This is a genomic window from Pseudoalteromonas sp. P1-26 (genome assembly GCF_001401795.1).
In the GTDB taxonomy this organism is placed as follows: Bacteria; Pseudomonadota; Gammaproteobacteria; order Enterobacterales; family Alteromonadaceae; genus Pseudoalteromonas.
This window is the reverse complement of record NZ_LKDX01000023.1, coordinates 1-14,620: the sequence shown is the minus strand read 5'-3', so window position 1 is coordinate 14,620 and position 14,620 is coordinate 1. Positions and strand designations below refer to the sequence as shown.

Sequence of the window (14,620 nt, the reverse complement as noted above, 5' to 3'; positions counted from 1 at the left end):
TTTTGTAGCAAATATAGGGTCTTTGCTTTATTATTGCTCAGTTAAAAATAATAATTAAATCGTTAAATGGAGTTAATCATGTCTCGATATCTCACTTTTGTGCTGGGACTAGCGTTATTTACGCTATCATTTACCAGCTTCGCTAAACCTGCAAAATTATCAGTAGAAGACTTTAGTAAAGGTAATGACTTTAGTCGTGTAACTATCTCTCCTGATGGCAACTACGTCGCAGCTATAAAAAAACACGAAGGTAAAAATTCACTCATCATTGTTGATACAACCAAGTTTGCAGTAACCCATGCGGTTGCTTTTCCGGGTAATGCACAGGTTGGCGAATACCATTGGGTTAACAACGAGCGTGTTATTCTTGAAAAAGAGTATTTAAAAGGTTGGCAAGATACCCCTATTTATTATGGTGAGTTATTTGCCGTGAACGTCGATGGTAGCCGTGGCGCATACGTAATTGGTTACCATGGTGAACAGCAAACTGGTACTCGGTTAAAAAAGCAAACACCAGTTCAAGGAACGTCATACCTTTTAGATCCCTTACTTCATGATGATAAAAAAGTTTTGGTTGTCACTTACCCGTGGACTGCAACCAATGAACCAACTACCGTTGTTTATGAAGTCGATGTATATCGCGGTCTGCGCACTTTAATTACGCGATCACCAGCACCTATGGGTGAATTTCTAACGGACCATGATGGTAACGTTCGTATCGCTGAATCAAGTGACGATTACCTCAATGCGACACTTCATGTACGAGAGCCCGAAGGCGGTTTTTGGAAAGAGCTCGATTTAGAAGGTATTAATTACACCGATATTTCATTAAAGGCATTTGATAAATCTGGCGAGTCTGTATATGCCACTGCATCAAAGGGTGGAGAAGCAGAAAGCCTTATTAAGATTAACCTAAAAACCAAAGAAGTGACGAAAATCTTTCAAGATAAGCATGTTTCACCGTCACATATTTGGGTTGATGAAATCTCTAAAGAGTTATTTGCCATAGAAACCGAGGCTGACTACCCAAGCTATGCGTTTGTTGATAGCAATTCGCCTAAATCGCAGCGTCTTAAAGATTTATTGGGCGCACTGCCAGGCAGTCAAGTACAGCTAGTTAGCAGTACAGAAGATGATTCAAAAAATATTATTTTCGCATCGAGCGATATAAACCCTGGGCAATATTATCTATATGACGCGAATACCAATAAATTACGAGCGTTATTCTCTGCGCGTGGCTGGATAAACCAAAAAGATATGGCGCAAACCACACCACTGCGTTTTAAAAGCCGCGATGGTTTAACAATTCTTGCTTATTTAACTGTGCCAAATGGCAAAGTTGAGAAAAACTTACCTTTAGTTGTTATGCCACATGGTGGCCCAATTGCACGTGATAACTGGGGCTACGATCCAGAAGTACAAATGTTAGCCAATAAAGGTATGGCGGTATTAAAGGTTAACTTCCGAGGCTCGAAAGGGTTTGGTATGAACTTCCAAGAAGCTGGCTATCGCCAGTGGGGGCAAAATATTCAACACGACATTATTGATGGTGTGAAACTATTAATTAATGACGGCACAGTTGATAAAGATAATATTTGTATTATGGGAACCAGCTTCGGTGGTTACTCAGCACTACAAAGCGCGATTATCGAGCCGGATATGTTCAAGTGTGCAATTGGCCTGATGGGGGTTTACGACTTGCCTCTTATGTATGAAGAAGGTGACACGCAAGCCCGAAGCTATGGTGTTAATTTCCTAAAAACAGTGATTGGTACAGATGAGGCTGAGTTAAAAGCATTCTCGCCTGCTTATAATGTCGATAAGCTAAAAGCACCTGTGCTTATTGTGCATGGTGGTGAAGATGAACGTGCGCCAATTGAGCAAGCAGAATCATTAGAAGCAGCGTTGAAAAAAGCTAAGCACCCATATGAAATCACTATTCTAGATGATGAAGGCCACGGTTTTTATAAAGAAGAGCACCGCACTCTTTACTATAAAAAAGTATTGGCTTTCTTAGATGATCATTTAAAGCTTTAAAAGAAAAGTGCCGGCGAGCAAGCTCGCCGGCAAGGATTTAGCACGGGAACGTAAGCGTGCTAGTGTGCAAGGTCTTCCTTCAAGTTATACAAACTCAAAAGATGATTCTTTCATCAGGCTGCGTAATCTCAAAAGCAGAGCAGGGAGAGTAACTCGGCTTTAAAAGAGTATAAATACTACGTCAGTACAAAAATGTTATAACATAACAAATCCAAAGTAAATAGTGAGAACCATATAATTAGGCTGGTTTCTTATGTGTGATATTTATGGGTAATAGATTATTGAGTATTCAATTTACTACAATCGTAACTCAAGCATAGCTCTGCGAGCTCAATCTTTGCTTTAGGATTCCCTTGTAAGGTAGCTTTGTTGAGCCAGTAAGCTGCTTTTTCGTTATTCACTTCTGTCCCTTGGCCATCACGATACATCTGACCCAAGTTTAATTGCCCCCATGCATAACCATCTTCCGCAGACAGAGTAAAACTTTTCAACGCTTCCTCGTATAAGCCATCTTTGAAGTAAGTAATCCCTTCCTGATTATGTTTATCGAGCTTAACGCCCGTATATAAAGGCTTAGGCCTAGGGGGGTGCATAACAAAACCACCAAATAAACTATAAAGCTCAGGTCGCATAATTTTATAAATGCTGCCTTCATCATAAAGCTGCTGTATTTGTGACTTACTGAAAGTCAGGGTTTTACTAGAAAAGTAATCATCTTGAACTAGCATGCTGGTACGCATGGCAATTTCGATGTCTTTATTGTATTTGTAAGTGTAGTTAGCAACTCTAAAAGTCATGTCCTTGTCATCAAATTCAACGAGCTGAGCTACTTTTAAGTTGTTAATACGTTTTGGTTTGCCAGTAAATTTATCTGAATAGACAAAATAGGTATCAAATAACTTTGGCTCGTTTAAGTAATTTTGCTCATTTTCAGTTTGTTCATTCGCACCGATTAATGCATTTGTTAATAGGTAAACGATAATGAATAGGCCAATAAAGTATTTTATAAACGACGCTAACTCTAAGGCGGGCAGTGAATACCAAGGTGCAGGAGTAACATAGCCACAGTCATCACATTGTCTTTGATAATTAATAGAAAGTGGCATGATGGGCAAAATAGTAAAGCGCAAAACTTTACTGTGATTGCTTAAAGAATAATGTTCACTATGACAGTGAGGGCACGTTTTTTGTTTTTTATAGAAAACATCAGCTGCAGCGGTATTAAATAGAAGCATAGTTTCTTCCTGAAGGTTGCTATCAATAAACTAGAACAAATGCAGAGAGTTAGAAAGCAGCAAACTGTAAGCAAATATGAATTAAATATGCTGAACAGTGTTTTCGTTTAGAGAAACAGCACATTCTCTGCTATGATCCACAGCATCTTCGAGGATGTCCCTCAATTATCAAGTTTGGAATATTACTGTGACTGCTACTGCTTTTTCATCTTTGGCTTTGCCGCGAGAGTTAACCGATAACTTATCAACTTTAGGTTATACGCAAATGACGCCAGTGCAAGCGCAAAGTTTGCCAGTGATCTTGCAAGGCAAAGATATTATTGCCCAAGCCAAAACGGGGTCGGGTAAAACGGCTGCATTTAGTTTAGGTGTGCTGGCTAAGTTAAATGTGAAACGCTTTCGTATTCAGTCTCTCATTTTATGTCCAACCCGAGAGTTAGCAGAGCAGGTAGCTGAAGAAGTTCGTAAGCTTGCCCGTGGTATTCATAACATTAAAGTTTTAACTTTATGTGGTGGTGTCTCTATTGGTCCACAAATTGGCTCATTAGAGCATGGTGCGCATATCATAGTTGGTACTCCTGGTCGTGTTGATGACCATATTCGCAAAGGCACATTGCGTTTAGATGATGTCGAGACCCTAGTGTTAGATGAAGCTGATCAAATGCTAGACATGGGTTTTCAGGATACCCTTGATGCTATTGTTGAGTGCATTCCTACCCAACGCCAAACATTATTGTTTAGTGCGACTTATCCAAAATCAATTGCTGCGATAGCTGAGCGAGTGCTTAGCAACCCAGAAATGATTAAGGTAGAAGAAGAGCAAACAAAAAGCACAATCAAGCAATACTTTTACAAGCTAGATAATAATAAACAGCGCTTTAATACATTGAAGCTGTTGTTGTTGAAGTTCCAACCAGAAAGCTGTGTGGTTTTTTGTAACACCAAGGTTGAAACACAGCAGATTTGTGATGATCTTTATGCTGAAGGGTTTAGTGCTGTTGCCTTACACGGTGATTTAGATCAACGTGAACGTGAGCGTACTTTAATTCGCTTTGCTAATAAAAGCGCCTGTATTCTTGTTGCAACGGATGTTGCCGCGCGTGGCTTAGATATCAACGATATGGACATGGTAGTGAATTACCACCTAGCGCATGACCCACAAACCCATGTACACCGTGTTGGCCGTACTGGTCGAGCAGGTAAAAAGGGTATTGCATGTTCTATTTATGGTGAAGCTGAGCAATTTAAAGTGGCACAAATTGGCGACCACTACGAGCGTGATTTTGACCCTGAACCAATTCCGCCATTTAGCTTGCTAGAAAAGCCCGCTTATAAGCCAACCATGGCAACCATTATGATTGATGCTGGCAAGAAGCAAAAAATTCGTGCCGGTGATATTTTAGGTGCATTAACAGGCAAAGAGGGAGTTGCCGGTCATCAGGTAGGTAAAATTAACGTACTTGATAATGTGGCCTTTATTGCTGTTGAGCGAGCTGCTGCAAAACCTGCGTTACGTAAATTGACTGAAGGTAATATTAAAAAACGCAAGATCCGTGCGCGACGTTTGAGCAGGTAAATTGTTGAGTTATGAGCAGCTTGCTTTAAGTTGCGCATATTCGAGTTGTATTTTCTTAAACTCAGTTGCACAGCCTTGGCGGTCTGGGTGGTGTTTTAATGCCAGTTGTCGCCAACGCTTTTGTAACTGTTTTTCTGAAAAATCAGTAGGTAGCTGCCACGCCTGTTGTAATTCTAATAGCTGCTGCTGAGGTAATGAGTGAATGCCCTTGTTTGGGCTAAATGACGAAAAACGCTGCCAAAAATCACTTAACAACGCATCTATTTCATCGCTCGTTGTATCAAAGTTTTGCCAATCTAAATAGTAATCCCGTAGTGGGTCATGACTTTCTAATGCGTTACCCGTTTGCTTACTAACAAGTTCAATGTGAAGTGACGCAATCTGTAGCTGTTGCTCAGGTGCAAGTTGTGCTTGTAGTTGATAAAGACCATTCATAACTAAAAAGTTGCGTTTAAACAGATCTTTTTGTGGGTCATTGTCTAATTGCTCTATTTTTCCTGATTCACTAAGTGCGCAGGCAAGCGTATGAACCTTCCAAATAGGCTGTTCCAAAAGAAGGTAAAAAATCTCATCAATCAGTGGGTTAACCATTGTTCGCAAGCCTATCTTTAGTGTAATCTACAGTGGTATACGCTATCACAGCTGCTTTTTTGAAACTACGCTAATGTTTTTAGATACTAGGGAATGCATTTAGCCGAGCTTAAATAACTTCATTTTCAGGCTAAGTTGATTTTAAGGGATTTCGCCATATGTTCACATCACTGCGTGTAAGCTTGCTCACTGCTTTATTGTTCAGCTGTAGTTTGTTTGTTTCGCAGTCTAGCTTTGCATCCACTTCGCTACTTGAGCAATTTAGCCAATCCAAGCAATGGCAAGAAAAGCAACAGCTTGCCAAAAAGCTGCTTAACCAAAGTACGACAAATCAAGAACTAAGCCTCGATATATACATGCAGCTTGCCGACTTTGCTCTAGATAAAGGTAATTTCTCGGCGGCTGTGAAAAACTACCAATTGGCTGAGCAAGCAACAAGTTTTACAGCAACGCCAAATCGCTATTTTCGTAGTCTAAAAATGCAAGGCGTCACTTATTATTATCAAGGCTTGATGCAACAAGCTGTGCTTGCGTATAGCAAGGCATTAAGCGTTGCAGAAAAACTACCAGAGCCAATTGCCGAAGCAAACTTACTCAGTAATATTGGCCTTGCTTACTTTGACATGTTCAATATGGATCAAGCACTTAAATATTACAAAGAAGCGAAAGAAATATATGAAGAGTATGGTAGCGAGCAAGATAAAGCCGATATTTTACACAATATAGCGGGTATTTATATTCGTTTGTCGAGCTATGATATTGCGCTTGATATGTATCGAGAAACGCTAGAGATTTTCCAAAAATTAGGTGATGAAGATGGCGTTGCTCAGTCGTATGGCAATATGGGAGTGGCTTACTCTGAGCTTGGCCAGTATCAACTTTCTTTACACTACTATCAGCGTGCCTTGCGCTACTACCAAGAAACAAATAACGCTTACTTTCTCTCTTCACGCCACGCTAATATTGCTAATGTGTATTTGCGCACCGGTGATTTAGAGCTTGCCTTAAGTCATGCAGAAAAAGCCGTTGAGTTTGCAAAAAGAATTGATAATAAAACATTAGAGCTAGCTGGCTTATTGTCGCAAGCAAAAATTGAGTTATTACAAGGAAAGCTCACTGAAGCTGAGGCCACTCTGACTACCTCAGTTTTTATGGCTAAACAATATAAAGATGATTTGAGAGTACAAGACGGCGCCGGAATGATGGCCCTGATTAAGTCAGGTAAGGGTGACTATGCAGCAGCCGTTGCTAGTTTTGATGAGTTTGTTCGCGCTTTCAAAAGCGAGCAAAGCCTAAAATTATTAAAGTCTATGGGTGAGCTGCAAAGCCAAATCCAAGCAAGTCAGCTTAATCAAGAAATTGTTGAATTAAAGCAGCTACAGAATGTGCAAGAGCTCGAAATGTCTAAACAACGTCAGTTGGGCATTATGCTATTTATCTTGTTTGTGATGATAGTGGTGACGGGGATTACTATTTATCGCCGTAATATTGAAAAAGGGGCAAAAGAGCAACTTTCGTTAATGGTTGCTAAACGAACCAAAGAGCTTGAAGAAACCGCAGATCAACTACGCAGCGCTAATGAAATTAAAAGTCAGTTTTTAGCAAATATTAGCCATGAAATTCGTACACCTTTAACTGCAATCCTAGGCCAAACCGATAATCTTATGAATGGTTATTATAAACCAGAGCAGTTAAACGATGAGCTGGCTGTTATTCAAAAACAAAGCGATCACTTAAAAGAGCTGATTAATGACGTACTTGATATCAGTAAAATCGAAGCTAACAAGCTAGAGTTAAGCCTAAAGGAAGGTGATTTAGTTCGATTACTTACTGATGTTCATTCTATGCTTAGTGGTCAAGCCAAAGATAAAGGGCTGAACTTTTCATTTCATAATGAGCTTGGCGAACAGTTTTACAGTCAGCTCGACTTTACCCGCATTAAACAGATTCTTATAAATCTATGCGCGAATGCAATTAAATTCACCAATCAAGGTGAAGTAGAGTTAAAAGTCTATAAAGTGGAGCAAGGCGTATGGTTTCGTGTAACTGACACCGGTATTGGTATGAACGCTGAGCAGCTTAAGCAAATCTTTGAATGTTTTAGGCAAGGCGACAATAGCATCAGCCGTCGCTTTGGGGGCACCGGGCTTGGTTTAAGCCTATCGCAACAGCTTGCGATGATGATGGGTGGCTATATCAGTGTTGAAAGTGAGCTAAATAAAGGCAGCATATTTTCGTTTTACTTGCCGTGTAAAGAGCATACACCAAGCACGGAAACAGTTGAGCTTGCAAAGTTTGTGCAGCCAGTAACAAAGGGATTGTCTGGTAAAGTGCTGCTTGCTGAAGATCATCCCGATAACCGCCGTTTAATTTCTCGTTATTTAGAGTCGATGGGCCTTGAGGTGATTGCGGTTGAAAATGGTGAGCAAGCTGTTGAGCATTGTCTCAAGGAATTCCCTGATGTGGTGCTGCTGGATATTCAAATGCCAGTATTGGATGGCTTACAGGCGCTCAAGCTATTACAAGAATGTGGCTTTACCCAGCCTGTGTATGCATTAACGGCTAATGCAATTAGCCACGAAATCGACAGTTACCTTGAAGCTGGTTTTACAGGTTACCTTGCTAAACCGATTGATAAAAAAGTGTTTTACACGCAACTTGCTAAGCATTGCAAAAAAGACAGTGCCACAACTAAGTCCCAGCATGATATGAGTGACTTAGTGGCAAGCTTTATCAATAGCTTTGAGCATGAAAGCGCATTAATACAACAGCACCTTGCAGCTTATGAATTGTTTAATTTACAGCAGGATGCTCACCGTATAGGTGGCGCGGCTAAAATGTTTGAGTTAGATGACGTTGCGATGAGTGCAATGGCACTTGAGTCGGCATTAAAGCAAGATAAGCTTACTGACTTAACAAGCTTAGTTGCTCAGCTACTTGAGCAACTACATAATGCTTCGGTTGATCAAAACAGTTCAATATCACCGTCTTGAATTTTTTCAATTTCTTGATTGGTATCGAAGCGTGAGCGATCGATGCGCTGTTCGTGATCGGTTTCTGGTGGTGTAATATGAAACATCGAAAGCTTATCGTCTAAGGTATGGGCAAGGCGAACCAAGTCTTTACTCGATACAGCTTGTATTTGTGAACTTGAAAGAGCATCGGAATTGAGCTCAACCATTGCATCAATACTGGTTTGTGCTTCATCTGACATTTGGCTTTGCATCGCCACCTGCTCATGAACACTCTCAGAAAACGCATTAATTTCTAGCATCGCTTGTTCAATTTTATTGGTTTCTTTAGTTGATGCCTCAGATAGCTCAACCGTGCGCTCGGTTTCTTTCAGTGCGGTTTGCATTAATTGATATGCTTGCTCTGTACTGTGCTGAATTTTAGCTACCATCTCACGCACTTCTTGTGTTGATTTACTGGTGCGGGCAGCCAGGTTTCTTACTTCATCAGCGACTACCGCAAAGCCACGCCCTTGCTCGCCAGCACGCGCAGCTTCAATAGCAGCATTTAGCGCAAGTAAATTAGTTTGTTCGGCAATACTATTGATAACATCAATAACTGAGCCAATCGCATCACTATCTTGCTTAAGTAAAATAATCTGCTCACTGGTGAGGTTAATATTATCGGCAAGCTTGATAAGACTCGCCTGGCTTTTATCTGTGTCTAAACGGGTTTGTTGTACTGATTTGGTGGCATCAGATACTGAATTAAAAATTTGTTCTAAACTTCTATCTAGCTCTTTCGATACTTCAATGGTGCGGGTAATGGTATCTGCTAAATCAATACCATGAGCATCTTGTATGGTGGCTTTTTGAGTCATCGATGCATAGGTATCACGAAGTGCATCAGCCATAGGTAATAAGCGGGCAGATGACGAGTATATTTCGCCAAGCATGTGCTCAACTATCGTCAGACTTGCATTTAGGGCATGACAAGCTTGTGGTAATTGACGATCATTTTCGTCAAAACGGAAAGTGAAATCGATGCCTTGCTCAGAAGTAATGTTAGAAACAAAAAAACTTAGGTGATCTTGTTGTTTGTGCTCAGTCGTATAAACGTAGCCAATCAAAGCAAGCCAAGGAACGACAACAATTAGTGCAAATACAACCATTGCTGCTGCAGATAATTCAAATACGGTAAAACTAGCAATACAACTAAGTAAGCTTATTAAGAATAGAGCTACAGCTACTTTAATGCGAGTCATTGAGGGGTCCTTACCTTTAATCCTATAATGTATAGAACAAATTTCTGTTAATTACCAATAAACTTATTCTGTAAAAGTATAACTTTTAAGGTGTTATGTCCTTAGTTTTACGCAAAAAAAATGCCTGTATTAAACAGGCATTTTTTAAAAACTAGGAATAGTTACTGACGTTTCATTGAGTCAAAGAACTCGTCATTGGTTTTGCTCATTGAAAGCTTATCAATTAAGAATTCCATGGCATCAATTTCTGACATCTCATGAACGATCTTACGTAAGATCCACATCTTTTGTAGTTCATCAGGTTTGGTTAGTAATTCTTCGCGACGCGTACCTGAGCGGTTAAAGTCAATCGCTGGGAATACACGCTTTTCAGCAATCTTACGATTTAAGTGTAATTCCATGTTACCTGTACCTTTGAACTCTTCGTAGATAACTTCGTCCATCTTCGAACCAGTATCGATAAGAGCTGTTGCGATAATTGTTAAGCTACCGCCTTCTTCTACGTTACGAGCTGCACCAAAGAAACGTTTTGGTTTGTGTAATGCGTTTGCATCAACACCACCAGTTAATACCTTACCTGATGATGGGATTACGGTATTGTAGGCACGAGCAAGACGTGTGATTGAATCAAGTAAGATAACCACGTCTTTTTTGTGCTCAACCAGGCGCTTCGCTTTTTCAATTACCATCTCAGCAACTTGAACGTGACGGCTTGCAGGCTCATCAAACGTTGAAGCAACTACTTCACCTTTTACAAGGCGCTGCATCTCTGTAACTTCCTCTGGACGTTCGTCGATTAGAAGTACCATTAGCTCACAATCAGGTTGGTTATAGCTGATTGATTGCGCAATGTTTTGCAGTAGCATCGTTTTACCGGCTTTTGGCGGCGCAACGATAAGTGCACGTTGGCCTTTACCAATTGGTGAGGCTAAATCAAGTACACGTGCTGTGATGTCTTCAGTACTACCGTTACCACGCTCCATACGTAAACGTTCGTTTGCGTGCAGTGGGGTAAGGTTTTCAAATAGGATTTTTGTGCGAGAATTTTCAGGTTTGTCGAAGTTTACTTCATTTACTTTTAATAGTGCGAAGTAACGTTCACCGTCTTTAGGTGGACGAATAAGGCCTGAAATTGAGTCACCAGTACGCATGCTGAATCGACGGATTTGACTCGGTGATACATAAATATCATCTGGGCCGGCTAAGTAAGATGCTTCAGATGATCTTAAGAAACCAAAACCATCTTGTAAGATCTCTAGTACACCGCCGCCATAGATATTTTCACCGCTTTTAGCGTGCGCTTTAAGGATGGCGAAAATAATGTCTTGTTTTCTTAAACGGGCTACGTTTTCGAGCCCCATGGACTCAGCTAAGTTTACAAGCTCTTTGATAGACTTGTCTTTTAATTCGCGTAAATGCATATTGGTGGGTTCTTTATTACAATTGTCATACTCAAAATCATCGTTTGATACATGAGTGAGGTTTGTTGGTATAACTAAGGATTAGTTGGCTTTATAAACTAGCAGGTCACTAGCAAGGCGTCCAGTCTTTAAACAAAATAAAGCTAAAAAAAGGGCAAAAAGCCCTTTTTTTATATTTTCATTAGATGTTGTTTTCTAAAAACTCTACTAATTGAGTTTTAGAAAGTGCACCAACTTTAGTTGCTGCAACTTGACCATCTTTGAAAAGAAGTAATGTAGGGATACCACGGATACCAAACTTTGGTGGTGTGCCTGCATTTTGGTCGATGTTAAGTTTACCAACGGTAACTCGGCCATCAAACTCGCCAGCTACTTCGTCAAGAATAGGGGCGATCATTTTACAAGGTCCGCACCATTCAGCCCAAAAATCAACAAGTACAGGTTTGTCTGATTGTAGTACGTCAGCTTCAAAGCTATCGTCAGTTAATTGAATAATTTTCTCGCTCATTGCGATCTCCGATTAGTTAGGCGAAATATTTAATGCGTATTTAAACACTCTTGTTTCTTATTGCAAGTTTAAACGTTATGCTTAAACGCTATGACTAAGACACATTTGACCGATAAAAAGTTTTCAGACTTTGCTATCGCACCGGAAGTGGTTGCCGGTTTAACCGAAAATGGGTTTGAATATTGCACACCCATTCAAGCGAAATGCCTACCTTTTATTTGTGAAGGCCGCGATATTGCGGGCCAAGCGCAAACAGGTACAGGCAAAACGTTGGCGTTTTTAACTGCCACGTGCCATCGGTTATTACAATCTAGCAAAGCATCTAGTAAACATCCAAGAGCCCTGATCATGGCCCCAACAAGGGAGCTGGCGATTCAGATACACAAAGATGCAAAAATTTTAGCGCCACACTGTAATCTTAACTTAGGATTAGTATATGGTGGCGAAGATTACGAAAAACAACGTGCACAACTAGAAAAAGGCGTTGATATTTTAATTGGCACTACTGGACGCCTAATCGATTTATATAAACAGGGCTGTTATACCCTCAATGAAATCGAGGTTGTAGTGCTTGATGAAGCAGATCGTATGTTCGATTTAGGCTTCATAAAAGATATTCGTTATATGTTTAGACGTATGCCAGAAACGTCTGAGCGTTTAAACCTATTATTCTCTGCAACCTTGTCTTATCGCGTGCAGGAATTAGCGTTTGAACATATGACTAACCCTGAGCATGTACAAGTCGAGCCTGATGTAAAAACAGGTAAGCGTATTCAGGAAGAGCTGTTCCATCCATCACAAGATGACAAAATTAAGTTACTGTTAACTTTAATAGAAGAAGAATGGCCAGATAAAGCGATTGTGTTTGCAAATACGAAACACAGTTGTGAGAATGTTTATGCATGGATGAAAGCTGATGGTCACCGAGTTGGATTATTAACCGGTGATGTAAACCAGAAAAAGCGTCAATCAATTTTGGCTCAATTTACCAAAGGCGATTTAGACTTTTTAGTAGCAACAGACGTTGCAGCTCGTGGTTTGCATATCCCAGAAGTAAGTCATGTATTTAATTTTGATTTGCCAGATGATTGTGAAGACTATGTACACCGTATTGGTCGTACCGGACGTGCTGGTGCATCAGGACACGCTATTAGCTTTGCCTGTGAACAGTATGCCTATAATCTCCACGAAATTGAGCAATATATAGAACACAGCATTCCATTATCACATTATGATAAAAGTGCATTGCTTGATGATTTAACTAAGCCTACTATTCAGAAAAAGCGGAACTATTCTACAGGCCCACGTAATCGTAATAACAACGGACGTCGACCAAATAATAGTTACCAGAAATCACGGTCGTAATAAACGGCCGTTGTTGAAGACTTAGTAGTAACTAGAGGTTTTTGAACGGTGGGGCAACTTCAACCGCAAAAAAATGTGTATGCAGTAATCGACTTAGGATCAAATAGCTTTCATATGCTGATCGCTAAATCGATTGCTGGCGGTCTACAAACGATCGGTCGAGTCAAACGTAAAGTAAGGCTTGCTGCAGGGCTTGATGAAAACAACGTCCTTAGCACTGAAGCCATGCAACGAGGTTGGGAATGCCTAGCCTTGTTTGCTGAACGTCTGCAAGACATACCACAGAAAAACATCACAATTGTTGCGACCGCAACTTTACGTCTTGCTAGCAATGCTGATGTATTCAAGCATAAAGCTGAACAGATCCTTGGTCATAAAATCAATGTTATCAGTGGTGAGCTAGAAGCTAAGACAATCTATAAAGGCGTGGCTCATACCTCAGCTTGCAGCGGTAAACAACTGGTTATCGATATTGGCGGAGCCAGTACCGAGGTTGTTATCGGTCAGGGTTTTGATGCACTGCATTATAAAAGCCTACACATGGGCTGTGTTACCTTCCTAGAACGCTACTTCAAAGATCAAAAGCTCAGTAACGAAAACTTTGCTGCTGCAATTAAAGCTGCAAGTGAAGTGGTTGCTGAAATTGTCGATGAATACCAAGCAACCGGATGGCAAATTGCGAGCGGTGCGTCAGGCACAGTTCAAGCGATTCAAGAGATAATGGTTGCACAAAACCAAGATGAGCTTATAACGCTTGATAAACTTATCGCTATTAAAGAGCAATCAGTGCAATTTGAAACGATTGCTGATCTTGAGCTTCCAGGCTTGAGTGAAGAGCGTCGTCTAGTGTTTGTTTCTGGTCTCGCTATATTGATCGCCTTATTTGAATCGCTAGATATAAGACAAATGGGTCTTGCTCGCGGTGCATTGCGTGAAGGCGTTTTATATAGCATGGTGCCAGAGCTTCATAACCACGACATCCGCAAGCGTACAGTTGATGGTTTAATGAATCGCTATCATGTAGATCAAAAACAGGCTTGTCGGGTTGCGCAACTTGCAGAGCAGTTGGCAAAAAGTGTGATGGGGCAATGGCAATCAATCGATGAAAATGCAATCGCATTACTAAGAACAGTAGCAAAATTGCACGAGATTGGCTTACTAATAGAGTACAAGCTTTATCATAAGCACACAGCTTACATTATAGAAAACACTGATATGCCAGGTTTCTCGCAATCTGAGCATAAACTAATTACCGCTGTTGCTTGTGAACATCGTGCTGATCTTGTTAAAAACAGCTTTGCTCACTTAGGCTGTCATCAAGTACTCGCAGAATGTTTAACAAGGGTAGTACGGATCGCTGTGATCTTATCAATGCGTCGCCAAGATGATGTACTACCAGCGATAGATCTCAGTGTTAATGAAAACACCCTCACACTGACATTTGATGGTGATTGGTTAAAATATCACCCATTAATGGCCAGTGAACTGCAACTAGAGTCCAAGCTACAAGCAAAAGTAGGTTGGAAGCTCATAGTAAAATAACGTTAAAAGGCCCTTCAGGGCCTTTTTTAGTGCTATTTTTACCCGTTTCGTTCGTATTTTGCGCGAACAGTCATTTTTTTCATAAAAACTTCAAAAAACAGTTGATCTCAATTCGGATCTCCCTATAAT

The 14,620-nt window shown here is 40.5% G+C and carries 10 protein-coding genes; 5 read left to right on the top strand and 5 right to left on the bottom strand.

Features of this window, described 5'->3' with window-relative positions; all coding sequences use genetic code 11:
* Positions 1-78 precede the first annotated feature (78 nt).
* Positions 79-2,037: a S9 family peptidase gene (locus AN394_RS12360; protein ID WP_055021648.1), complete on the top strand. Its 1,959-nt coding sequence runs from the start codon at positions 79-81 to the stop codon at positions 2,035-2,037.
* A gap of 278 nt (positions 2,038-2,315) precedes the next feature.
* Here the strand turns inward: AN394_RS12360 and AN394_RS12355 are convergent, their stop codons facing one another.
* Positions 2,316-3,272, bottom strand: a complete 957-nt coding sequence (locus AN394_RS12355; RefSeq protein WP_054563670.1) for a tetratricopeptide repeat protein — start codon at positions 3,270-3,272, stop codon at positions 2,316-2,318.
* 187 nt (positions 3,273-3,459) lie between these two features.
* On the opposite strand from AN394_RS12355, the gene dbpA reads away from it, so the two are divergent.
* Positions 3,460-4,848, top strand: coding sequence for an ATP-dependent RNA helicase DbpA (gene dbpA, locus AN394_RS12350; RefSeq protein WP_054563669.1), 1,389 nt, complete (start codon positions 3,460-3,462; stop codon positions 4,846-4,848).
* Positions 4,849-4,857: 9 nt separating this feature from the next.
* Here dbpA and AN394_RS12345 read toward each other — a convergent pair whose 3' ends face one another.
* A complete protein-coding gene (locus tag AN394_RS12345; RefSeq protein ID WP_055021647.1) occupies positions 4,858-5,439 on the bottom strand; it encodes a DNA-J related domain-containing protein in 582 nt (193 codons plus the stop codon).
* Positions 5,440-5,597: 158 nt separating this feature from the next.
* Here AN394_RS12345 and AN394_RS12340 point away from each other — a divergent pair, with 158 nt between their 5' ends.
* Complete coding sequence (locus AN394_RS12340; RefSeq protein WP_055021646.1) at positions 5,598-8,432, top strand: tetratricopeptide repeat protein; 2,835 nt, start codon at positions 5,598-5,600, stop codon at positions 8,430-8,432.
* On the opposite strand, the gene AN394_RS12335 is transcribed toward AN394_RS12340, so the two are convergent.
* The 3 genes from AN394_RS12335 to trxA form a co-directional block, all read right to left on the bottom strand.
* Positions 8,405-9,655 carry a methyl-accepting chemotaxis protein gene (locus tag AN394_RS12335; RefSeq protein WP_055021645.1) on the bottom strand — a complete coding sequence of 417 codons (1,251 nt, stop codon included), beginning with the start codon at positions 9,653-9,655 and terminating at the stop codon, positions 8,405-8,407. The two genes, AN394_RS12340 and AN394_RS12335, sit on opposite strands and share 28 nt — an antisense overlap.
* A 161-nt stretch (positions 9,656-9,816) precedes the next feature.
* Positions 9,817-11,076, bottom strand: a complete 1,260-nt coding sequence (gene rho, locus AN394_RS12330) for a transcription termination factor Rho (protein ID WP_054554678.1) — start codon at positions 11,074-11,076, stop codon at positions 9,817-9,819.
* 181 nt (positions 11,077-11,257) lie between these two features.
* Positions 11,258-11,584, bottom strand: a complete 327-nt coding sequence (gene trxA / locus AN394_RS12325) for a thioredoxin TrxA (RefSeq protein ID WP_054554679.1) — start codon at positions 11,582-11,584, stop codon at positions 11,258-11,260.
* A 90-nt stretch (positions 11,585-11,674) separates the two neighbouring features.
* Between trxA and rhlB the strand changes: the two genes are divergently transcribed.
* On the top strand, positions 11,675-12,949 hold the full coding sequence (rhlB, locus tag AN394_RS12320) for an ATP-dependent RNA helicase RhlB (RefSeq protein ID WP_054554680.1): 1,275 nt from the start codon (positions 11,675-11,677) through the stop codon (positions 12,947-12,949).
* 48 nt (positions 12,950-12,997) lie between these two features.
* Positions 12,998-14,491 (top strand): guanosine-5'-triphosphate,3'-diphosphate diphosphatase, encoded by a 1,494-nt coding sequence (gene gppA / locus AN394_RS12315; RefSeq protein ID WP_055021644.1) that lies wholly within the window; start codon positions 12,998-13,000, stop codon positions 14,489-14,491.
* Positions 14,492-14,620: the final 129 nt, after the last annotated feature.